This window comes from Fodinicola acaciae (assembly GCF_010993745.1).
GTDB lineage: Bacteria > Actinomycetota > Actinomycetes > Mycobacteriales > HKI-0501 > Fodinicola > Fodinicola acaciae.
In genome coordinates this window covers 2,121,964-2,142,881 of record NZ_WOTN01000001.1, presented here as the reverse complement: position 1 = coordinate 2,142,881, position 20,918 = coordinate 2,121,964, and the positions used below count along the sequence as shown (strand labels likewise).

The following is a 20,918-nucleotide window of genomic DNA, read 5'->3' as shown; positions in this document are numbered from 1 at the left end:
AGACCCCAACCCCACCCGCCGGCCGGCGTACGCGTGCGGCCGGCGGACCCAGAGGTCGGGGCTTGGCGGCGCCGCGCGACGATGGCGGCATGTGGCTTGAGCTGCTGAGGTTGACGTTGACCAGCGTCCACGTGCTGGTCGAGGCGCTGTGGTTTGGTGCGATGGCATACAGCATCGCGGTGGTGCAGCCGCGGATCCTGGCCGACGCCGGGTCCGCGGCGGCCGCCGAGCCGCTGGCGACGACGATCGCGGCCGGCGCGCGCTGGAAGGTCGTCGGTCTGATCGCGACCCTGGTGGTCACCGGCGTCGCTTTGGCTCTGTTGCACGAAAACCGTACGCCCCTGTGGTGGGTCGTCACCGGCGTACGCGCGTTGATCCTGCTGACTGTCGGCGGCCTGTTCTGGCACGTGTCGTGGCGCATGTGGCCGCGGCGGATTTTCGCGCTGCCCGCGGAGATCCCCGGTCATCAGGCGGCTTTTCGCCGTATCGGCTGGACAATGCTGAGCCTGGTCGGCGCTTTTGTCGCCCTGGGCGTCGATCTCTAGGAGTCCTCGCGGGCCGCCTCGATGAGGGCCTCCATCGCCTCGGCCATCTTCCGCAGCGCGTCGTCGTCCATCTTGCGCAGCAGCCGCCGCTTGTTTTCCCTGCCTGCGTCGCGCATCTCGTCGATCAGCCGGGTCGCCTTCGGGGTCAGGTGGACGCGGCGTATCCGCCGGTCGTTTGGATCGACCGCGCGGCGCACGTAACCGCGCGCGGACAGCCGGTGGACGACACCGCTCACGCCGGCCAGTCCGATGCCGAGCGCGGCGGCCAGCTGCTGGCCGGAGGCGGGGCCGCCGACCGCCACGATCATCAGCACCTTGAGCTGCTGCATGGTCAGGTCGACCGACTGCAGGGGACTGTTCACGGTGGCCGCGGCGACCCGGACGAACTCGTCGTCGGCCTGCTCGATCCGGTCGATCAGGCTGTCCTGCTCCGCCACGGCAAGAACTTTACACTATGCAAATAGTTCGCGTCATGCGTAGTATTCGGGCCATGGACGTACTCATCGCAGGTGCTGGACCTGTTGGCCTGTTTTTGGCCGCCGAGCTGCGATTGGCCGGTGTCGAGCCGGTTGTCGTCGAGCCGGTGGCGGAGTTCGCGACCGAGCGCGTGGACGACGACCGCGGACTGACCGACCGTACGATGCGGACCTTCGACGCGCGGGGGATCGCCGGCTCGTTCCGCGTGGTCGCGGCGTCGGCGATCCGCCGGCTCGCGGAGAGTGGAGGCGTGTCGACCGATGCCACCGATCTCGCCGGACTGTTGGAAAGCCTCGGCATGGCGCACATGAAAGGCGACTTCTCCATGCTGCCGCTGATCGACCCCGGCGACATCGCGCCGGAGCTGACCGCGCCGGTGATGGTGATGCAGAGCGACGTCATGCGGATCCTGGGCGCGTACGCCGACGGAGTGGCGGTCTGGCGCGGATGTGCGGTCGTCGGTGCCACGGCTGACGACGACGGCGTGACCGTCGAGCTCAGCGACGGCCGGACCGTACGGACGCGTTACCTGGTCGGCTGCGACGGTGGCCGGAGCGTGGTGCGCGAGGCCGCCGGCTTTGACTTCGCCGGCACGGATCCGTCGATGGTCGCGGTGGTCGGCGAGGCCGAGGTGACTGGCGTCGAACCGGGTTTTCACAGGTTTCGCAACGGAATCGCGGCCGTATCTGCGGGGCCGTGCGCGGTGATGGAGTTCGACGTGGACGACCTGGACCGTGCTGCCGACGTGACCGCTGAGGAGTTCGAGCGCCGGCTGCGCCGCGTGACCGGTGTCGAGGTGGAGGTGTCGTCGATCGCCGGTGCTTACCGGGTCACCGACCACGCTCGTCAGTCGTCGACCTACCGGCGCGGCCGAGTGTTCCTGGCTGGTGACGCGGCGCACGTACACTCGCCGATCGGCGGCCAGGGGCTCAACCTGGGGTTGCAGGACGCGGCGAACCTCGGCTGGAAGCTGGCCCTGGTCGTACGCGGCCTGGCGCCGGAGGCGCTGCTGGACACCTACACCGCTGAGCGGCATCCGGTCGGCGCGGCGGTTTTGCGTAACAGTCGGGCCGAAACGGCGTTGTTGCGCACCGATCCGCAAACCGAGGCTCTGCGCGACCTGATCGGTGAGCTCATGCCGGAGCCGGCGGTCACGCGGTTTTTCCTCGACCAACTGCATGGTGCCGGCGTGCGCTACGAATGTGGTGGATTCTTCGATGGCGATGTTTCGGTGCTACGAGCCGGATTGCCGGTGTTGCTGACCGACTCGCCGGACGCTCGCGAGGTCGCCGCCAAATGGGGGGCGCGCGTCCGGATCGTTGACAGTCAACGGCAGGCGCTCGTACGCCCCGACGGCTATGTCGCCTGGGCCGCGGACGACGGCCCCGACCTCGCCAGCCTCGCCGCGGCACTCACGCACTGGTTCGGCGCCGCCTGACTATCCGCTACGGCGAGAAACTGTCATACCCAGGTGAGAATGTGGCCCCCACCCAGTGGTCGGGGTGGGGGGTGGGTTCGTGAGGTTACCTAGGAAATGAAGTTGATCTTGAGCCCCGGTCCGACGATGTCGATCTTGAGACGCAGCCTGGCGACGTTGATCTTGAAACACGGCCCGACGAGGTTGATAGTGAGATGCCGTCCCGCGAGGTTGATTTGAGACGCCGCCTCGCGAAGTCGACCCTGGTCAGAGCAGCGACCGCGGCTCGATCCGCGTCTCGACGGCGGCGCCCTCGGGGGAGCGCTCCACGTGGTAGGCGCCCTTGCCGGGGATCTCGGTGACGGCCTCCACGAACCTCGTGCCGCGATACACGAGCCCGACGCCGTCGTCGGTGGCATAGCCGGCCGGCAGTGTCTTGTCGGCGATCAGCTCGTGAAACAGCGGCCGGCGCTGTCGCTCGCCGTCATAGTGCACGCCGTTGGAGTACGGCAGCATCGCGAGGCCGTTGGTGACCGGCCGCAGGTCCGGTCCGTACGAGTCGGTGGTGCCGCCGACGTGCCAGCAGATCGAGCCGGCCGACACGCCGGCCAGCACTACGCCGGCCTGCCAGACCCGCGGCATGATCGCGTCGAGTCCGTGCACGCGCCACACGGCGAGCAGGTTGGCGACGCTGCCGCCGTTGACCCAGATGACGTCCTGCTCCAGCAGGTGGCCTTCGATGTCCTCGACGTTCGGCATGCTGAACAGCGACAGGTGGCTCGCGTCCACGCCGGCGATGCGGGCCGCCTCGTCCTCCCAGGCCATGAACCACTGCTGGTCGCCGCCGGCGGTGTCGATGTGGCAGACCTTCGGCCGGCGGCCGTCGACACCGGACAGCTCGATGGCGTAGTGCAGGAGCGGAGCGTACGTGAGCTGGTAGCGCGCGCCGCGTCCCCAGCCGCCGGACGTGGCGAGAATCGTCGGTTCGTCAGTGGTCATGGCGCAATTCTGCTGCGCCGCGTCTGTCTGGTCACATCAGATAAAACCGGCATTGCCGGCCGGAACGTCACTTAGTTAAGCTAAGCTAAATATCTTGAGGAGGGGATCGGATGACCCGGACGTTCCCGATGAGCCGACAGTGTCCGTACGACCCGCCGCCGGACTACGGGCGACTGCGAGAGAGTGAGCCGGTCAGCCGGGTCCGCACCTGGGACGGCACGGAGGCGTGGCTGATCACCCGATACGCCGACTCTCGAGCCGTACTGGCGGACCGGCGGTTCAGCTCGGACAGCCGGCGACCCGGATATCCGTCGGTCAGCGCGGCAAGCGCGGTCAGCCGGCGGCAGATGCGGTCGTTCATCAACATGGACGATCCGGAGCACGCGCATTTTCGCCGGATGCTGATCAGCAGCTTCACGATGCGCCAGGTCGAGGCCTTGCGGCCGCGCATACAGTCCATTGTGGACAGTCTGGTCGACGACATACTGGCGGCCGGCCCGCCGGTCGATCTGGTCCAGGCTTTCGCGCTGCCGCTGCCGTCACTGGTGATCTGCGAGCTGCTCGGCGTGCCGTACGCGGATCACGACCGGTTCCAGGCCTGGAGCCGCACGACGATCAACGCGGCCAGTACGGCCGAGCAGGCGCAGCGGGCGGTCACCGAGCTGGCCGGCTATCTCGGTGAGCTGGTCGACGCCAAGGATCGCGAGCCCGGTGACGACCTGATCAGCCGGCTGGTCGTCAACCAGCTGCGGCCGGGGCACGTGACACGCGCGGACGTGGTCGGCATGGCGCGGCTGCTGCTGGTGGCCGGCCACGAGACCACGGCCAACATGATCGCGCTCGGCACGGCCGCCTTGCTGGCACATCCCGACCAGCTCGAACGGCTGCGTACGGACCCGTCGGTGGTGAAGTCGTCGGTCGAGGAACTGCTGCGGTATCTGACGATCACGCATTCCGGCCGGCGGCGCGTGGCGACCGAGGACGTGACCGTCTCTGGCCAGCTCATCAGCGCCGGCGAGGCGGTGATCGTCGCCGGCGACGCGGCCAACCGCGACCCGGAGGTGTTCGCCGAGCCCGACCAGCTCGACGTTGCGCGAAAGGCGCGGCAACATGTCGCCTTCGGGTACGGGATCCACCAGTGTCTGGGGCAGCCGCTCGCGCGCGTCGAGCTGCAGGTCGTCCACGGCACCTTGTACGGCCGGATTCCGACGCTGAAACTTGCCATACCGGCCGAGCAACTTCGGTTCAAGCACGACATGATCGTGTATGGAGTGCACGAACTTCCGGTGAGCTGGTAGGAGAGAAAGCATGAAGATAGTCGTGGACCGTGACAAGTGCATCGGGTCGGGCCAGTGCGTGATGACTGACCCGGCGGTGTTCGACCAGGACGAGGACGACGGCCTGGTGATCCTGCTGCAGCCCGAGCCGCCGGCCGATCACCAGGCGGCGGCCCGGGATGCCGCGATGATCTGTCCCTCTCAGGCCATCACGATCCAGGAGTAGGCGCGCGGCGGCGCAGGTAGTAACCGGCGGTGGCGACGATCAGCCCCACACCCCACAGCGGCAGGAGCAGCATCGTCGCCAGGCCGAACAGGCCGTTGACCGAGTCGACTGGCGCGGTGGATCCGTGCCGTACCAGCGCCGCGACCAAGTCCGGCACCATCGTCACCAGTGCGACGGCGACGAGCAGGAAACACGTGACCGGAAAGGCGACCGGCACGCGGCGGCCACTCAGCCAGAGCGTCCAGCGGGGGAAGACCTCACCCCAGCGGTGGATCAGGCCGAAGGTCATCACCACGCCGAACAACGCCATCAGTCCCAAGCTCAGGCCGGCCAGCCAGCCGCCGTTGCTGTGCAGCATGGCGACCAGCTCCGGTGAGCCGCCGAGCGGTACACCGAAGGCCCACGAGATCCGCTCGCTCGCGTAGAGGCAGGGCGGGATCATCGACAGGTACGCGGCCGCGCGACCCCACCGGGCCGCTGCCGCGGGAGTCGTCCAGCCGCATTTCTCGGACGCGTTTCGGCCACGCCGCAGATATCTGAGCGTGGTGACGGTCCACAGCGCCGCACCGCCGAGGCAGAGCAGCTGGAACCGCACCGGCCACGGATAGAGCATGCCGACCGCCTGGCCGAACGACATCCGGTCGGATCCGAGGCCCAACAGCACCGGCACGGTGTAGCCGAGCGAGGTGATCAGCCGCGAGTTGACCAGCAGACACAGCGAAACGGCCACGACTGCGCCGTAGCCGGCCGGTGCGTACGCACGACTGCGGCGTGTCATCCAGAGCGCCGCGCCGACGCCGACAGTGGCCATCGCGGCAACGATGAGGCCGGCCAGTCGCCGGTCCGGAAGCGCCAGCAGGCCGTCGGTCGCCGGAAACCCGGGACCACCGAGACTCCACACGACGCCGAGCGCCGCCAACACCGCGGACCACCCGGCCGCCGCGTACGCCGGCCAGCGATTACCTGCTACGGCGCGTAATTGTCGTACCGGTGCGTCATTCTGGCCCCCTCCCAACCGGGTGGGGGGTGGGTTCGTGGGTGTTTTCCCTAAAGAAAAACGATCTAGGTGCATCGGAGCCATCCCTTCGCATTCGGACGGCTCCAGCCTCGGCTCGCCGGACCTTCCGGCACAGGTGCCGATCGGCCACGGAGGCGACCTCTCGGCCGCCCACCAGTGCCGTTCGGCACGGGTTTTCTGTCGGTCGGCCGTTCTAGGCTGCAAGACGTGGGTAAGACCTGGTTGCGCCGGAGCGTGGCGGTGGTGTTCGCCGCCGCGTTCCTGGCCGCGACCACCACCGCGGCCTCGCAGCTGAGCGCGTACGACCTGGTGCCGGGTTCGGTCGTGGCCGCCGTCGCGACCGCCACGCTGCTCTGGTGGCCGCCGCGGTTCTGGCTGCTGGCGATCGCTGCGGCGGTCTCGATCGGCGGCACGATCGTCTACGCCGGTCCGCCGCGCGACCACGCACCCGGCTGGCTGTTGGTCGAGCCGGCGACTCTGGTCGCGCTGGTGTTCCTCGCCGTGCGCTGGGGCGGGACCAGGTGGACGTTCGGCGCGGCGGGCGTGGCCGGCCTGGCCGTCGCGTTGGCCGTGCTCCGTTTCCTGCCGCCGGCCTCGTTCGTTGAGGCGCTGGCGTCGTGCGCGCTGTGGGGGATGCCGGCGATCGCCGTGGCGGCGGCAGCCGCTTACCTTCGCTGGAACGCCGTCGAGCGCGTGCGCGCGGTGTCCGAGGCTCGCCGCGAGCAGCGGCTGCGGCTGGCTCGCGACCTGCACGACTTCGTCGCACACGACGTGAGCGAGATGGTCGCGCAGGCGCAGGCCGCGCGGTTTCTCAGCGACGGCGACACCGCGGCGCTTGAGCGCATCGAGGCCGCCGGCCTGCGTGCTCTCGGCTCGATCGACCAGACCGTGCACGCGCTGCACTGGGACAGCGACCGAGAGCCGGTGCCGGGGCTGGCCGACCTTGCCGAGCTCGCCGAGCGGTTCACCGCCGCCGGATCGGCGCGCGTACGGCTCGACATGTCGCCGGATCTCATTCAGGCCGTGCCGCGCGATGTCGGCAGCACGGTCTATCGCGTGGTGACCGAGGCGTTGACCAACGTACGCCGGCACGCGCCCGACGCTCAGGAGGTGCTGGTGAGCCTGGTACGCAGCGGTCAGAGCGTGCGGCTGACGGTGACCAACGACGGCGAGCCCGTCCTCGACACCGGCCGGCGCGGCGGCCTCGGCCTGTCCGGACTGGCCGAGCGGGTCGAGGTGCTCGGCGGCACGCTCACCGCCGGCCCGGCCGAGCCCGGTTGGTGCCTGTCGGTGCGGCTGCCGGTGGCGGCCGCGTGATCGGCCGGGCAATTCGCATCGTGATCGCCGACGACCAGGAAGGCATCCGTACGGCCTTCCGGATGGTGTTGGAGGCGCAGCCGGACATGACCGTGGTCGGCGAGGCGGCCGACGGCCGGGCCGCCGTGGAGACCGCACGCCACCTGAAGCCCGACGTGCTGCTGGCCGACATCCGGATGCCGCGGCTGGACGGCCTGGAGGTCACCCGCCTGCTGGCCGACTCGACACGGGTCATCGTCGTGACCACCTTCGACCTGGACGAATACGTGCACACCGCGCTGCGTGACGGCGCTTGCGGCTTCCTGCTCAAAAGGTCGGGGCCAGCGCTGCTGATCGAGGCGGTCCGCGCGGCGATGGCCGGCGACACGCTGATCAGTCCGCAGCTGACCGTACGGCTGCTCCGCCAGCTCGGACCGCCGCGCCGGCTGTCGCCGTCACCGGCCGGCGAGCCGCTGACGCCGCGCGAGCTCGACGTGGTGCGGCTGGTGGCCGGCGGCAGCACCAACGCCGAGATCGCCGACGAGCTGTATCTTTCCGCCGGTACGGTGAAAAACCACCTGGCCAGCGTCCAGCGCAAGCTCGGTGTGCGTAACCGGGTCGGCATCGCCGCCTGGGCCTGGCAGACCGGCACCGCCGACCCCGCTCGGCTTCCTAGGGCCTGTTTCGAAACAGACTCTAGGCCCGCAAACGGGTCGGCGTGACCACGACGGCCGTGTCGAACATGCTCGCGAAGCGCTCCGGCGTCTCGAACAGCGCACCGATCCGCTCGGCGTACTTCGCCACATACGCCGGCACCTCGTTGGCCGGCGGCTGGTCCGTGACCACCTTCGCGGTGCCGTCGATGGTGATCACGTCACGGCCGAGGTCGCTGACGTCGAGCGCCAGCGTCACGTGCGGATTGCTGGCGAGGTTGGTCAGCTTGGCCTTGCCCGGCCGGCTGTAGATCAGGATCGTGTCGTCGTCGCGGATCAGAAACCACACCGGCACGGTGCGCGGCTGGCCGTCCGGCCGTACGGTCGTCAGCCACGCCATCAGGTTGCCGCGGAGCCGGGCCTCGACGTGCTCGCGCCGGTCGGCGGCAAGGCCTGCTGTCAGGTTCATGCGTACGTTCTCCTCCGGGGTCGATGTCGCGCCTGGAGACTAGTGTCCCGAGTCGGACTCGGGACACTAGCTCCCACCTCCGACATTTTCTCGGCGTTGGCACAAAACGGGGATCTGCCGGCCGTGAGCGGCTCCTAATCTCGACAGTCGTCGGGACGAGGGAGGTCACCATGCCGCTTGGTTCGCCCGCCTGGAAAGGCGATCGCGGTCGGTCCGTCGTGTTTCCGGTCCGGAGGTCGGGCGCTCGCGCCCCGCTGCCCGCTTGCTGCGTACGCCACGGTCGTCCGACCATCGCACACGAGTCTTTCAACGCTTTGCAGCCGACGCTCGCCAAGTACGGGGAGAGCCGGCGGACCTTCGCGCTGAGCCGTCGGTCGGACGCCGACCGCGCCTATCGTGCGACCGCCGGCTTCAGCTTTCCGGTTTCGATCAGCGGCTGGCCGTTCTGCCCGCGCTGCCTGCTGCGCCGGAGGATCCTGCGATGGGTGGCCGGCGGGTGGTTTTTCGGCACGCTGGCTGTGTTCGCGGTCATGCTCGGCGCGAGCGGCTATTTCGGCCTCGCGCTTCCCGAGTGGACCCGCGTGGCGGCGGCTTGCGCCGCATTTGCCCTTCCCGGCGCCCTGGTGCCCCTGCGGGCAAGCCAATGGGACCGCGTGGCGCGGCTCAACTCCAACCGCGGTGCCGGCGTGGAGGTGACCGCAGCGCATCCGCGCTTCCTCGCGGCGCTCGGGTTAGACCAAGCGTGAGGCGATCCACCGCATGGCCTCGTCGAGCCGCGGATGCTGGAAGGTGAATCCCGCGTCGAGGAGCACCTTGGGCACCACCCGCTGGCCAATGAGGACACCCTCGTCGGCGAACTCGCCGAGCGCCAACCGCAGCGCGAACGCCGGCGCGGGAACGATAGCCGGCCGGTGGAGCGCATTGCCCAAAGCCGTGGCGAACTCGGCGTTGGTGGCCGGCTGCGGCGCCACCAGGTTGACGGCGCCAGAGACTTCCCGGTGCGTCATGAGAAACCGGATCGCGGCAAGCTCGTCGGGCAAGGTGATCCACGGCCAGCACTGCCGCCCAGAGCCCATCGGGCCACCCGCGCCGAGCCGGAAGATCGGCAGCAGTTTGCGCATCAGCCCGCCGGAGCGGTCGCAGACCAGGCCGCTGCGCAGATGGGCGACCCGTACGCCGGCATCCTCCGCCGGGCCGGTCGACGCCTCCCACTCGCGCACCAGGTCTGCGAGAAACCCACCGCCGCGCGGGCTCGACTCGTCTACCTCGTGGTCGCTCGCGTCGCCGTACCATCCGACCGCCGACGCCGACAGCAGCACACGCTCCCGCCCGTCCGCGGCCACCGCAGCCAACGCGCCCGCGACGGCCGTCGTGCCGTCGATGCGACTGTCCAGCAGCGTCTTCTTGTACGTCGCCGACCACCGGCGGTCGCCGACGCCGGCACCAGCGAGATGCACGACGGCGTCGATCTCGGCGAACACCTCCGGATCCAGCTCGCGCCGCGCCGGGTCCCACCGCACCTCGCCAGCCGCTGGCTCGCGCCGTACGAGCGTCACGACCTCGTGCCCGTCGGCGACCAACACCGGCACCAACGCCGACCCGATCAAACCGCTCGCTCCGGTAACCGCGACCCGCATGACCTCATCCTCGCTTGTACCAGTAGCTGTCGAGTTCGCGAGCTTGACGTTTTGGAGGCCATTTCCGGCATGTCGACCTCCAAAACGTCGAGGTCGCGGAAGAAGCGGCGGTGTCGCTAGGACAGGCCGAGCTCGCTCTGGAAGGAGCCGCCTTCCAGCCGCTCCTTGATGGTGACCAGGAAGCGAGCCGCGTCGGCGCCGTCGACCAGGCGGTGGTCGTACGTGAGCGCCAGGTAGACCATCGAGCGCGGCACGATGATCTCGCCGTGCTCTTCGTCGTCGACCACGACCGCGCGCTTCACGACCGAGCCAGTGCCCAGCATGCCGACCTGCGGCTGGTTCAGGATCGGCGTGTCGAAGAGCGCGCCACGGCTGCCGGTGTTGGTCAGCGTGAAGGAACCGCCGCCGAGCTCGTCCGGACTGGCCTTGTTGGTGCGTACGCGCTCGGCCAGGTCGGCGATCTTGCGGGCCAGGCCGGCCAGATTGAGGTCGCCGGCGTTGTGGACGACGGGTACGACCAGGCCGCGCGGACTGTCCACCGCAATGCCGAGGTGCTCGGCGTCGTGGTAGGTGACGGTCTCCTCGTCCTCCCAGGTCGCGTTGAGCAGCGGGTGCTGCCGCAGCGCCTCGACGGTGGCCAGCGCGAAGAACGGCAGGAACGACAGTTTCACGCCTTCGCGCGCGAGGAAGTCGTTCTTGACCTGCTGGCGGAGCTTGGCGATCTTGGTGACGTCGACCTCGATGACCGTGGTCAGCTGAGCCGCGGTCTGCAGCGACTGCACCATCCGCTTGGCGATCAGCTTGCGGATCCGCGACAGCGGCTCGGTCTTGCCGCGCAGCGCGGCGGCCGCGTCGCTGACCGCGCCGGTGGCGCTCGGCGCCGGGGCCGTCGACGGCGCGGCGGCCGGAGCCGGAGCGGCCGCGGCGGCCTTGGCCTTGGCGGCCGCGTCGAGGATGTCCTGCTTGCGAATCCGGCCGCCGACGCCGCTGCCCTGCACGCTGGACAGGTCGACGTTGTGCTCGGCGGCCAGCTTGCGGACCAGCGGCGTCACATACGCGCCGGACGCGTCACCGTTCGCGGTCTGCTGAGCCGGAGCCGGAACCGGAGCCGGAGCAGCTGGAGCCGGAGCTGCGGCCGCCGGAGCCGGCGCCTCCTGCTTCGGTGCTTCCTGCTTCGGTGCTTCCGGCTCAGCGGCAGGCTGAGGCGCCTCAGCCGCCGGCTCGGGCGTGGCGGCAGGAGCTGCGGCAGGAGCCGCGGCGCCGTCGCTCGTGCCGACCACCGCGAGCTGCGCACCGACCGGCGCGGTCTCGTCCTCGCCGACGGTGATCTCCAGCAGGGTGCCGGCCACCGGCGACGGGATCTCGGTGTCGACCTTGTCGGTGGAGACCTCCAACAGCGGCTCGTCGACCGCGACGGAGTCGCCGACCTGCTTGAGCCAGCGCGTGACGGTGCCTTCGGTGACCGACTCGCCGAGCGCCGGCAGGCTCACCGGCGTACGCGCGCCGTCGCCGCCAGACGCTGCTGCCGGCGCCGGCTCCGGCTCGGCGGCTGGAGCTTGCGCCTCAGCGGCCGGCTCGGGCTCGGGCTCGGGCTCGGGTGCCGGCTCAGCGGCGGCAGGCTCCTCGGCGGCCGGCGCCGGAGCGGCTTCGCCGGATCCGCCGTCGTTGATGATGGCCAGCTCGGCGCCGACCTCGACCGTCTCGTCCTCGGCGACCACGATCTTGCTCAGCGTGCCTGACGCCGGGGACGGGATCTCGGTGTCGACCTTGTCGGTCGAGACCTCCAGCAAAGGCTCGTCAGCCTCGACCTGATCGCCTTCCTGCTTCAGCCAGCGGGTGACGGTGCCTTCTGTGACGCTTTCGCCGAGCGCGGGCAGTTTGACGGAGACCGGCATGTCGGTTGCGACTCCCTCTAGTTTCTCGTTAGCGGTTTCAGTTGTGGAAGTGCAGTGGTTTGCCGGCCAGCGCCAAGTGCGCCTCGCCGATGGCCTCCGACTGCGACGGGTGGCCGTGGATGAACTGCGCCACCTCGGCCGGGAACGCCTCCCAGTTGTAGATCAACTGTGCCTCGGCGAGCAGCTCGCCGACCCGCGCACCCACCATGTGGACACCGACCACCGGGCCGTCCTTGACCGCGATCACCTTGACCGCACCCTGCGTCTGCAGGATCAGCGACTTGCCGTTGGCGGCCAGGTTGTAGGACACCTCGTTGGTCTCGCCGTACTTTTCCTTGGCCTGCTCGGAAGTCAGGCCGACCGAGGCGACCTCGGGGTCGGAGTAGGTGATCCGCGGGATGCCGGCGTAATCGATCGGCAGCACGTCCAGGCCGGCCAGCCGCTCGGCGACCAGGATGCCTTCCTGGAAGCCGACGTGAGCGAACTGCGGCGTGGCGATCAGGTCGCCGACCGCGGAGATGGTCGGCACGCTCGTGCGGCACAGCTCGTCGACCACGACGTTGCCGCGCTCGACGCGTACGCCCTGCTCTTCGTAGCCGAGCTCGGCCGACACCGGTCCGCGGCCGACCGCGACCAGCAGCAGCTCGGCCTCCAGCTCCTTGCCGTTTTCCAGCGACACCTTGACGCCGCTGTCGGTCTTCTCGACCTGGGTGGCTTTGGTGCCGGTGTGGAAGGCGATCTTCCGCTTGCGGAACGCGCGCTCCAGCAGCTTGGAGGAGTCCTTGTCCTCCAGCGGTACGAGGTTGGGCAGCGCCTCGACGATCGTCACGTCGGCGCCGAAGGAGCGCCAGATCGAGGCGAACTCCACGCCGATCGCGCCGGCGCCGAGGATGACGACGCTGGCCGGTACGCGGTCGAGCTTGAGCGCGTGGTCGCTGGTGATGATCCGCTCGCCGTCCGGCTCGAATCCGGGGAACCATTTCGGCTGCGACCCGGTGGCCAGCACGACGTGACGGCCTTCGTAACGCTTGCCGTCGACCTCGACGGCGGTGGGGGAGACCAGCTTGCCGGGGCCTTCGACGTAGCTGACGCCACGCGATTTCAACGTGCCTTGCAGGCCTTTGTGCAGCCGGTTGACCACACCGTCCTTGTACGAGTGCACCGCACCCATGTCGATGCCGGCCAGCGTCGTCTTGATGCCGAACTCCATCCCGTCGCGCGCGAGGTCGGCGACCTCGGCGGCGTGCAGCAGGGCCTTGGTCGGAATGCAGCCGTAATGCAGGCAGGTGCCGCCGGCTTTGTCTTTTTCGATCAGCGCGACCGACTTGCCGAGGTCGACCGCGCGCAACGCGCATGCGTACCCACCGCTGCCGCCACCGAGGATGACGATGTCGTACGCGGTGTTGCCGTCTGTCACGGGTTCTCCTGACGTTTGACGTGGGACGATCCCCATCTTGGCACTGTGGCTGGGATAGCGCTGTCGCGAGGTCCCCCGGCGCTGGCTAGTGTTGCTGATCACAGGACTTGACCGGCCAGTCAGGGAGGCGCGCGATGGCAGACACCCCGACCGAAACGTTCCGGAAAGCGCGGGATTTCCTGCTCGAGCACCGTGAGGACTACGCCACCGCGAAGGCCGATTTCCGGTGGCCGGAGCTGGAGGAGTTCAACTTCGCGCTGGACTGGTTCGACGCGGTCGCGCGCGACAACGACGGGTTGGCGCTCTGGATCGTCGAGGAGGACGGCTCGGAGCGGAAACTGACGTACGCGGAGCTGTCCGAGCGTTCCAACCGGCTGGCCAACTGGCTGCGCGCGCAAGGTGTCGTACGCGGCGATCGGCTGATCCTGATGCTCGGCAACCAGGTCGAGCTGTGGGAGACGATCCTCGCCTGCGTCAAGCTCGGAGCCGTGCTCATCCCGGCGACGACTCTGCTCGGCCCCGCCGACCTGCGCGACCGGGTGGACCGTGGCGGCGCCAGGCACGTGGTGGTGGGCTCCGCCGATGCCGCCAAGTTTGCCGATGTCGCCGGCGATTACACGAAAATCGCCGTCGGTGCGGCGGTCGATGGCTGGCTGTCGTACGCGGACGCGTACGACGCCCCGGCCGACTTCACGCCCGACGGTCCGACCCGTGCGTCCGATCCGCTGCTGCTGTATTTCACCTCCGGCACGACCGCGAAGCCGAAGCTGGTCGAGCACACGCACGTCTCGTATCCGGTCGGCCACCTGTCCACGATGTTCTGGATCGGCCTCAAACCCGGCGACGTACACCTCAACATCTCCTCGCCGGGCTGGGCCAAACACGCGTGGAGCAACGTGTTCGCGCCGTGGATCGCCGAGGCGACCGTGCTGATCTACAACTACAAGCGGTTCGACGCGGCGGCGCTGTTCGACCAGCTCGTACGCTGCAACGTCGCGAGTTTCTGCGCGCCGCCGACGGTCTGGCGGATGCTCATCCAGGCCGACCTGAGCACGGTGAAGGTGCCGCTGCGCGAGGTCGTCGGCGCCGGTGAGCCGCTCAACCCGGAGGTCATCGAGCAGGTCAGGCAGCACTGGGGCCTGACGCTGCGGGACGGCTTCGGCCAGACCGAGACGACCGCGCAGATCGGCAACCCGCCGGGACAACCGCTCAAACCCGGGTCGATGGGCCGGCCGCTGCCGGGATATGTCGTGGCGTTGGTCGACCCGATCACCGGCCAGCCGGCCGAGGAAGGCGAGATCTGCCTCGACCTGGCGCACCGGCCGGTGGCGCTGATGACCGGCTATCGCGACGACGCGGACCGTACGGCCGAGGCGATGCACGGTGGCTACTACCACACCGGCGACGTCGGATCGCGGGACGCCGACGGCTACATCACATACGTCGGGCGCACGGACGACGTGTTCAAGGCGTCGGACTACCGGATCTCGCCGTTCGAGCTGGAGAGCGTGCTGATCGAGCACGAGGCCGTGGTGGAGGCGGCGGTCGTGCCGTCACCGGATCCGATCCGGCTCGCCGTGCCGAAGGCGTACGTGGTGCTGGCCGCCGGCTACGAGCCCACCGCCGAGACCGCCGAGTCGATCATGCGGTTCGCGCGCGAACATTTGGCGCCATACAAGCGGATCCGCCGGCTGGAGTTCGCCGAGTTGCCCAAGACGATCTCCGGCAAGATCCGCCGCGTCGAGCTGCGCGGCCGCGAACAGGACGTCCACGCCTCGGCAGCGGCTCGCGTCGATGGCGAGTTCACCGAGGACGACTTCCCCTCGCTGAAGTCCTGACCGGTTTGCGCGTTTGTCACCTTGTTGACCGCGACTGGCGCGTACGCGGTCGACAAGGTGACAAACGGGCACCAAAAGCAGGGCCCGAATGTCACCCCGGAAGATAAAGCCGCAGGTCAGACCCCATCGGAAGACGCAATTGGATTCCGATTGTTTTGGTGGGCCTAGGACTCGGTAGCGATGTCGGTGAGCAGCGCCAGCAGCGTCCGCACCGGTACGCCGGTGCCGCCGGCCACCACATAGCCGTACGCGCCGCCGGAGTGGTAGCTCGGGCCGGCGATGTCGATGTGCGCCCAGTCCAGGCCTTCCGGCACGTACTCGGCCAGGAACGCGCCACCCTGCAGCATGTGACCGGCGCGCTCGCCGGCGTTGTTGGTCTGCGACACGTCGGCGATCGGTGAGTCCATGCCGCTGCGTACGTCCTCCGGCAGCGGCATCGGCCACATGTTCTCGCCGACTCGGTCGCCGGTCTCCACGACCCGCGTACGAAACTCCTCCGACCCCATGACACCGCTGGTGCGGTTGCCGAGCGCGACCACCTGGCCGCCGGTCAGCGTCGAGGTCTCGACCAGGTAGTCCGGGTCGTCCTCCGCCGCGCGTGCGATCGCGTCGCCGAGCACCATCCGGCCTTCCGCGTCGGTGTTGATGATCTCGACGGTCTTGCCGCCGTACATCGTCACGACGTCACCCGGTCGATACGCCGAGCCGGAGAGCATGTTCTCGGCCAGCGGCGCGTACGCGGTGATCTTCACCTTCAGCTTCAGAAGAGCGGCGGCGACGATCGTGTTGACGACCGCCGCGGCGCCGGCCATGTCGCTCTTCATCTTCCCCATGCCGGCCAGCGGCTTGATCGAGATGCCGCCGGTGTCGAAGGTGATCCCCTTGCCGACCAGCGCCACGTGTTTTTTGGCGCCACGCGGCGCGTACGTGACGCGGACCAGCCGCGGCGGTGCCTCGCTGCCTTCGCCGACGGCCAGGATGCCGCCGTAGCCGCCGGCGCGCAGTGCCTTCTCGTCGAGCACCTCGACCTTCGCGCCACTGCCGCTGACCGCCTCGGACATCGCCTCGGCCAGCGCCGGCGGCCGCAGCAGGTTGCCGGGGACGTTGACCCAGTCGCGCGCCCGCAGCACCGCCTCGGCGACCGTGTTGGCGCGCTCGATCTCGGCCTTGGCGGCCTTGTCGGCGGTCAGCAGGGTGAGCCGCTCGAGCGGCTCCTTCTGACCGTTTGGTGGCGGCGTCTTGTACGCGGCGAACTCATAGCCGCCGAGCTGCGCGCCCTCGGCGACCGCGCCGAGGGCGTCGAGGCTCGCGTACGGCAGCGCCACGGCCGCGTGACCGGTGCCTTTCAGCGCGCGTACGACCGCGCCGGCGGCACGCCGCAGCACGTCGAGCTCGATCTCATCCTCGTCCGGCTCGGCACCGAGACCGACGGTGGCCACGACCGGCGCGGTGGTGGCGCCGAGGCTGGCAAGCTTGGTCACCTCACCAGCCGACCCGGTCGCGCCGAGCTGCCGCAACGTCCGCGCGAGCGTGCCGCCGAGGGCCTTGTCGACACTCTCCGCGCCGGCGGCGAGCACGATCGCGTCCTCGTCGGCGACGGAGTGGATGCCGATCACCACCGCGTCGGCTTTCACGGTGGCGGGGGAGTCGGCGGCAAGATCGAGTCGGATCACGGCAGCTATCGTAGATGGACGCGTTTGCGCAGGCGGACCGACGGTGGGTTACGTTCGCGGACATGACTGCCACAAACGGCCAGCTGCGCCGCTCTCCGTTGCACGCACGCCACGTCGAAGCCGGCGCCAAGATCGCCGACTTCGGCGGCTGGGAGATGCCGATCGAGTACGCCGGCGGCGGTGTCATCGCCGAGCACACGGCCGTACGGGAGGCCGTCGGGGTCTTCGACGTGTCCCATCTGGGCAAGGCGACCGTACGCGGACCAGGTGCCGCCGACTTCGTCAACGGCTGCCTCACCGCCGACCTCGGCAAGATCGGTCCCGGCCAGGCGCAGTACACGCTGTGCTGCGACGACCCGACCGGCGGTGTCGTCGACGACATGATCGCCTACCTGTACGGTCCCGACCACGTTTTCCTGGTGCCCAACGCGGCCAACACGGCCGAGGTCGTACGCCGGCTGCAGGCGGCCGCGCCAAGCGGTGTCGACGTGCTCGACCGGCACGAGGCATACGGTGTCATCGCCGTGCAGGGGCCGAAGTCGGCCGAGCTGCTGGGCAAGCTCGACGTGCCGTCCGGCCACGACTACATGTCTTTCGTGGAAAGTGCGGTGGCCGGCGCGGAGATCGTCGTGTGCCGCACCGGCTACACCGGCGAGCACGGTTACGAGCTGGTGATCCCGGTCGAGCACACGGTCGAGGTGTGGGACGCGCTGCTGGCGGCCGGTGAGCCGCTCGGCGTACGCCGTGCCGGCCTCGGTGCGCGCGACACGCTGCGCACCGAGATGGGTTATCCGCTGCACGGCCAGGACCTGTCGCTGGACATCACGCCGGTGCAGGGCCGGTCGGCCTGGGCAGTCGGCTGGGACAAGCCGGCGTTCTGGGGCCGCGACGTGCTGGTCGCCGAGCGGCCGGCGCCACGCCGCCGGCTGACCGGTCTGAAAGCGGTCGGTCGCGGCATTCCGCGCGCGCACATGCAGGTGCTGGCCGGCGACACCGTCGTCGGCGAGGTCACCAGCGGCACGTTCTCGCCGACGTTGAAAACCGGCATTGGGCTGGCGTTGATCGACACCGCCGCCGGTGTGAAAGCCGGTGACGAGGTCGAGGTGGACGTACGCGGCCGCCGCCAGGCGATGATCGTGACGACTCCACCTTTCGTGCCGTCGCACGTACGTTAGGAATTGGTGCGTTCACTCACATCGTGGAACATGAGGGGGAGTTCCGTTCGATGAATTAACTGAAGTGATCGCGGCAACCCGTAAAGGACCATGACAGCACGGAAAGACGAGGAAACGCCGAAGCCGTCCCTGAGGGAACGGCTGGATTTGAGTTTTTCGCAGGTGCTCGGCGGCGCGCTCGCGGCGGTGACGTCTGCGGTGGCGGCGTCGTATCTCGGCGTCGCCGGCACCCTGATCGGCGCGGCGCTCGGCTCGGTGATCATCACCGTCGGCACGTCGATCTACAAGTTGTGGTTGCGCAGCACCAACGAGCGGCTGCGCAAGGTCGTACCGGTGCAGGCGCTGTCCAACCTGCGCGTCGTGCCGGAGGACAAGCCGTCCAACCGGCGGCCGAGCAACGTTCGCGGAGCCGGCGCGCCGCGGCCGGCCGACGAGACCACGCTGCTGCCGAAGCTGACAGATCCGTCCGGCAAGCTCTGGTCGCCGCCGGACGCACCGCCACCCGAGCCGGTCGCCAATCGCTGGCTCACGCTGTTCAAGCGACTGCCGTGGCCGCGGATCGCCGTCGTGGCGGCGATCGTTTTCGTGCTCAGCACCGGCGTCGTGGTGGCGGCTGAGCTGATCGGCGGCGGCTCGTTGTCGTCGCTGCTACACGGCCGGCCGGACGGTGGTACGAGCATCGGCGGCGGTCATGCTCCGCAGCAGGGCGATTTCGACCGCCGGCCGAGTGAGGACAGGTCGCCGGCGCAGTCCAGGAGCCCGGAGTCGACGCCGAGTCCGACGCCGTCGTCCATACCGACACCGTCGAGGACGCCGAGCCCCACGCCGTCCACGCCGCAGTCGCCGACCGTCTCGCCGTCGGCGCCGCCGCAGTCGCCGGCCGGCCAGGAGCCGACCCCACCCTGATCCGGCCAGGTGGGATATCTGGCACCAGCCACACCGGCCGCCGTCGAGGACCCAGGATGGACCCGACGGAAGGAGCGGACATGGAGGCCGTACGCGATCTGTTGATGGCGCACGGTGCCGACCGGATCGCGCATCCCGGTGGCACGTTGCTCGCGCATCTCGAGCGGGTCGGTGAGGTGTTGGGCGAGTGGGGTGCGCGGCCGGCTTTGCGGGTGGCCGGCCAGGCGCACGCGTTTTACGGCACGGACGGCTTCGCCGAGTCGCTGATGCCGGTGGACCGGCGCGACCGGCTGCGTACGGTCATCGGGGCCGAAGCCGAGGAGCTGGTCTACTTCTACGCCAGCTGCGACCGCGGCGTCACCTATCCGACGCTGGACCGCGACCAGGTCGGGTTCCGCGACCGTTTCACCGGCGAGACATTCCAGCCGGCCCAGCGGCAGCTGCGCGATTTCGCCGAGCTGACCGCCGCCAACGAGTTGGACCTCATCCGGGCCAGTACCGTGTTTCGTGCCGCGCACGGCGCCGCGATCATCGCTTTCCTCAAGCGCCTGGACCGCTGGCTCACGCCAGCGGCGCGCGCCGCTCGCGACCTCTGAGTCAGGTGCGAGCGGCGAGGGTGAGCAGCGACTGCAGGAGTGGTACGACGGCCAGCGCGCCAGCGCCGTCGCCGAGCCGCAGTTTCAGGTGGCCGGCCGGGTCGGTCAGGTGCAGCGCGTCGGTGGCCTTCGTCTCCGCCGGATCGTCGCCGGCCTGCGGAGCCCACCACCAGTCGGTGCCGGCGTAGGACACCTCGGAGGCCACCAGCGCGGCGGCGAGCACGGTGAGACCGTCCAGCAGCACCGGCGTACGCCGATGCGCCGCCTGCAGCACCAGGCCGGTCGTCACGGCGATGTCGACGCCACCGGCGGCCGCGAGCATGCCCGCCGGGTCGGCCGGCCGGGAACGCGCGCGCCGCAGCCCGTCGCGGATCGCCGCGCACTTGCGCATCCACGCGTTGTCGTCGATCCCGCTGCCGCGGCCGGTCATCGCCGCCGGCTCGTCGCCGAGCACTGCCGCGACCAGCGTGGCGGCCGGGGTCGACGAGCCGACGCCGACGACACACGGCACGATCAGGTCGGCGCCTTCGTCCACGTAGGTGTCGGCCAGCGACCGGCCGAGCCCGATCGCGGCGGCCACCTCGTCGGCGGTCAGCGCGTCCTCGGCCCCGAGTACGCCGCTGCCGCGCCGGATCCGCTTCGCCGACGGCTCACCGAGCGGCTCGGCGTCCAGACCGACATCGAGGATGGCCAGCCGCGCGCCGGCCTTCTCGGCCAGCAGGTTGAGCGGCGAGGCGCCGGACAGCGCCGCCTTCGTACGCTCGGTCGAGACGGCGGGCTCGTACACCGACACCCGGTGCGCGGCGATGCCGTGGTCGGCGGCCAGCACCACGGCCTGGATCCGCTCGAAGGGCGACCGCCGGCCGCCGCGTACGGTCGCGACCCAGCGCAATCCGGCCGCCAGGTCACCGTACGGCCGGTCGACGGTGGACGATCCGCCGTGCAGTGCCTGGAAAGCCGCCAGGTCCGGCAGGTCGATCGCCAGACCGTCGAACGGGTTGTCCTCAAGCTGCTCAGCCGTCACAACGGCAGCTTAGAGGTCGCGCAGGAAGGGGAATGGGTGAGAGTCGAGATCCAGGCGGCGCCTGGGCTCGGCTATCGCCTGCTCCGCTATCTGCGCGACCTCTTAGCTAGGGTTGCCGAGACGGCATGGCGCGAGTTGGAGGGTCGATGAACTGGACCTGGCGGTACGAGGCGGCGGACGGCACGGTCGTGGACGGGCCGGACGCGGGGACCTTCAGCAGCCAGTCCGACGCGGAGACCTGGCTCGGCCTCAACTGGCAGTCGCTGGCCGAAGCCGGCGCCACGCAGGTCACCTTGCTCAACGACGACAAGGCCGAATACACCATGCCGCTCACGGCTGAGTAGCGATCTCGCTTGCCGCCGTGACGAGGCAGGCGTACG

Annotated in this window: 21 protein-coding genes; 12 read left to right on the top strand and 9 right to left on the bottom strand. The window is 69.6% G+C overall.

The window, feature by feature from the left end; all coding sequences use genetic code 11:
- The first annotated feature begins 89 nt into the window (after window positions 1–89).
- The gene (locus tag GNX95_RS10000) at window positions 90–545 is read left to right on the top strand and encodes a hypothetical protein (protein ID WP_163506821.1); all 456 of its coding nucleotides are present in this window, start codon (window positions 90–92) and stop codon (window positions 543–545) included.
- Here the strand turns inward: GNX95_RS10000 and GNX95_RS09995 are convergent.
- Window positions 542–982 (bottom strand): MarR family winged helix-turn-helix transcriptional regulator, encoded by a 441-nt coding sequence (locus GNX95_RS09995; RefSeq protein WP_163506820.1) that lies wholly within the window; start codon window positions 980–982, stop codon window positions 542–544. The two genes, GNX95_RS10000 and GNX95_RS09995, sit on opposite strands and share 4 nt — an antisense overlap.
- 35 nt (window positions 983–1,017) lie before the next feature.
- Between GNX95_RS09995 and GNX95_RS09990 the strand changes: the two genes are divergently transcribed.
- Complete coding sequence (locus tag GNX95_RS09990) at window positions 1,018–2,460, top strand: FAD-dependent monooxygenase (RefSeq protein ID WP_163506819.1); 1,443 nt, start codon at window positions 1,018–1,020, stop codon at window positions 2,458–2,460.
- A gap of 246 nt (window positions 2,461–2,706) precedes the next feature.
- Here the strand turns inward: GNX95_RS09990 and GNX95_RS09985 are convergent, their stop codons facing one another.
- The gene (locus GNX95_RS09985) at window positions 2,707–3,438 is read right to left on the bottom strand and encodes a Type 1 glutamine amidotransferase-like domain-containing protein (RefSeq protein WP_163506818.1); all 732 of its coding nucleotides are present in this window, start codon (window positions 3,436–3,438) and stop codon (window positions 2,707–2,709) included.
- 110 nt (window positions 3,439–3,548) lie between these two features.
- Here GNX95_RS09985 and GNX95_RS09980 point away from each other — a divergent pair, with 110 nt between their 5' ends.
- Window positions 3,549–4,736 (top strand): cytochrome P450, encoded by a 1,188-nt coding sequence (locus GNX95_RS09980; protein WP_246281562.1) that lies wholly within the window; start codon window positions 3,549–3,551, stop codon window positions 4,734–4,736.
- A 10-nt stretch (window positions 4,737–4,746) separates the two neighbouring features.
- Window positions 4,747–4,941: a ferredoxin gene (locus GNX95_RS09975; RefSeq protein WP_163506817.1), complete on the top strand. Its 195-nt coding sequence runs from the start codon at window positions 4,747–4,749 to the stop codon at window positions 4,939–4,941.
- On the opposite strand, the gene GNX95_RS09970 is transcribed toward GNX95_RS09975, so the two are convergent.
- Window positions 4,925–5,863 carry a hypothetical protein gene (locus GNX95_RS09970; protein WP_163506816.1) on the bottom strand — a complete coding sequence of 313 codons (939 nt, stop codon included), beginning with the start codon at window positions 5,861–5,863 and terminating at the stop codon, window positions 4,925–4,927. The two genes, GNX95_RS09975 and GNX95_RS09970, sit on opposite strands and share 17 nt — an antisense overlap.
- A 303-nt stretch (window positions 5,864–6,166) precedes the next feature.
- Here GNX95_RS09970 and GNX95_RS09965 point away from each other — a divergent pair, with 303 nt between their 5' ends.
- Both GNX95_RS09965 and GNX95_RS09960 read left to right on the top strand, forming a co-directional pair.
- Entirely contained in the window at window positions 6,167–7,276 is a 1,110-nt protein-coding gene (locus tag GNX95_RS09965) for a sensor histidine kinase (RefSeq protein WP_163506815.1), read from the top strand.
- Window positions 7,273–7,977, top strand: coding sequence for a response regulator (locus GNX95_RS09960; protein ID WP_281356890.1), 705 nt, complete (start codon window positions 7,273–7,275; stop codon window positions 7,975–7,977). The genes GNX95_RS09965 and GNX95_RS09960 overlap by 4 nt, the downstream gene beginning before the upstream one ends.
- Here GNX95_RS09960 and GNX95_RS09955 read toward each other — a convergent pair.
- Window positions 7,952–8,377: a TIGR03667 family PPOX class F420-dependent oxidoreductase gene (locus tag GNX95_RS09955; RefSeq protein WP_163506814.1), complete on the bottom strand. Its 426-nt coding sequence runs from the start codon at window positions 8,375–8,377 to the stop codon at window positions 7,952–7,954. The genes GNX95_RS09960 and GNX95_RS09955 overlap by 26 nt on opposite strands.
- 170 nt (window positions 8,378–8,547) lie before the next feature.
- Between GNX95_RS09955 and GNX95_RS09950 the strand changes: the two genes are divergently transcribed.
- Entirely contained in the window at window positions 8,548–9,123 is a 576-nt protein-coding gene (locus GNX95_RS09950; protein ID WP_163506813.1) for a hypothetical protein, read from the top strand.
- On the opposite strand, the gene GNX95_RS09945 is transcribed toward GNX95_RS09950, so the two are convergent.
- The 3 genes from GNX95_RS09945 to lpdA form a co-directional block, all read right to left on the bottom strand.
- Window positions 9,109–10,014, bottom strand: a complete 906-nt coding sequence (locus tag GNX95_RS09945) for a TIGR01777 family oxidoreductase (protein ID WP_163506812.1) — start codon at window positions 10,012–10,014, stop codon at window positions 9,109–9,111. The two genes, GNX95_RS09950 and GNX95_RS09945, sit on opposite strands and share 15 nt — an antisense overlap.
- 116 nt (window positions 10,015–10,130) lie before the next feature.
- Entirely contained in the window at window positions 10,131–11,909 is a 1,779-nt protein-coding gene (sucB, locus tag GNX95_RS09940) for a 2-oxoglutarate dehydrogenase, E2 component, dihydrolipoamide succinyltransferase (protein ID WP_163506811.1), read from the bottom strand.
- A gap of 37 nt (window positions 11,910–11,946) precedes the next feature.
- Entirely contained in the window at window positions 11,947–13,362 is a 1,416-nt protein-coding gene (gene lpdA, locus GNX95_RS09935) for a dihydrolipoyl dehydrogenase (RefSeq protein ID WP_163506810.1), read from the bottom strand.
- A gap of 98 nt (window positions 13,363–13,460) precedes the next feature.
- On the opposite strand from lpdA, the gene GNX95_RS09930 reads away from it, so the two are divergent.
- Window positions 13,461–15,164 carry an AMP-binding protein gene (locus GNX95_RS09930; protein WP_163506809.1) on the top strand — a complete coding sequence of 568 codons (1,704 nt, stop codon included), beginning with the start codon at window positions 13,461–13,463 and terminating at the stop codon, window positions 15,162–15,164.
- A gap of 164 nt (window positions 15,165–15,328) precedes the next feature.
- On the opposite strand, the gene GNX95_RS09925 is transcribed toward GNX95_RS09930, so the two are convergent.
- The gene (locus GNX95_RS09925) at window positions 15,329–16,837 is read right to left on the bottom strand and encodes a leucyl aminopeptidase (RefSeq protein ID WP_246281560.1); all 1,509 of its coding nucleotides are present in this window, start codon (window positions 16,835–16,837) and stop codon (window positions 15,329–15,331) included.
- A gap of 62 nt (window positions 16,838–16,899) precedes the next feature.
- Here GNX95_RS09925 and gcvT point away from each other — a divergent pair, with 62 nt between their 5' ends.
- From gcvT to GNX95_RS09910, 3 genes are all read left to right on the top strand, one after another.
- Window positions 16,900–18,012: a glycine cleavage system aminomethyltransferase GcvT gene (gcvT, locus tag GNX95_RS09920; RefSeq protein WP_163506808.1), complete on the top strand. Its 1,113-nt coding sequence runs from the start codon at window positions 16,900–16,902 to the stop codon at window positions 18,010–18,012.
- A 90-nt stretch (window positions 18,013–18,102) separates the two neighbouring features.
- Window positions 18,103–18,918 carry a hypothetical protein gene (locus GNX95_RS09915; protein WP_163506807.1) on the top strand — a complete coding sequence of 272 codons (816 nt, stop codon included), beginning with the start codon at window positions 18,103–18,105 and terminating at the stop codon, window positions 18,916–18,918.
- A gap of 56 nt (window positions 18,919–18,974) precedes the next feature.
- A complete protein-coding gene (locus GNX95_RS09910; protein ID WP_163506806.1) occupies window positions 18,975–19,514 on the top strand; it encodes a DUF6817 domain-containing protein in 540 nt (179 codons plus the stop codon).
- Between the two features lies 1 nt (window position 19,515).
- Here the strand turns inward: GNX95_RS09910 and GNX95_RS09905 are convergent, their stop codons facing one another.
- Window positions 19,516–20,538: a nicotinate-nucleotide--dimethylbenzimidazole phosphoribosyltransferase gene (locus GNX95_RS09905; protein WP_163506805.1), complete on the bottom strand. Its 1,023-nt coding sequence runs from the start codon at window positions 20,536–20,538 to the stop codon at window positions 19,516–19,518.
- A 146-nt stretch (window positions 20,539–20,684) separates the two neighbouring features.
- On the opposite strand from GNX95_RS09905, the gene GNX95_RS09900 reads away from it, so the two are divergent.
- Window positions 20,685–20,882 carry a hypothetical protein gene (locus tag GNX95_RS09900; protein ID WP_163506804.1) on the top strand — a complete coding sequence of 66 codons (198 nt, stop codon included), beginning with the start codon at window positions 20,685–20,687 and terminating at the stop codon, window positions 20,880–20,882.
- Window positions 20,883–20,918: the final 36 nt, after the last annotated feature.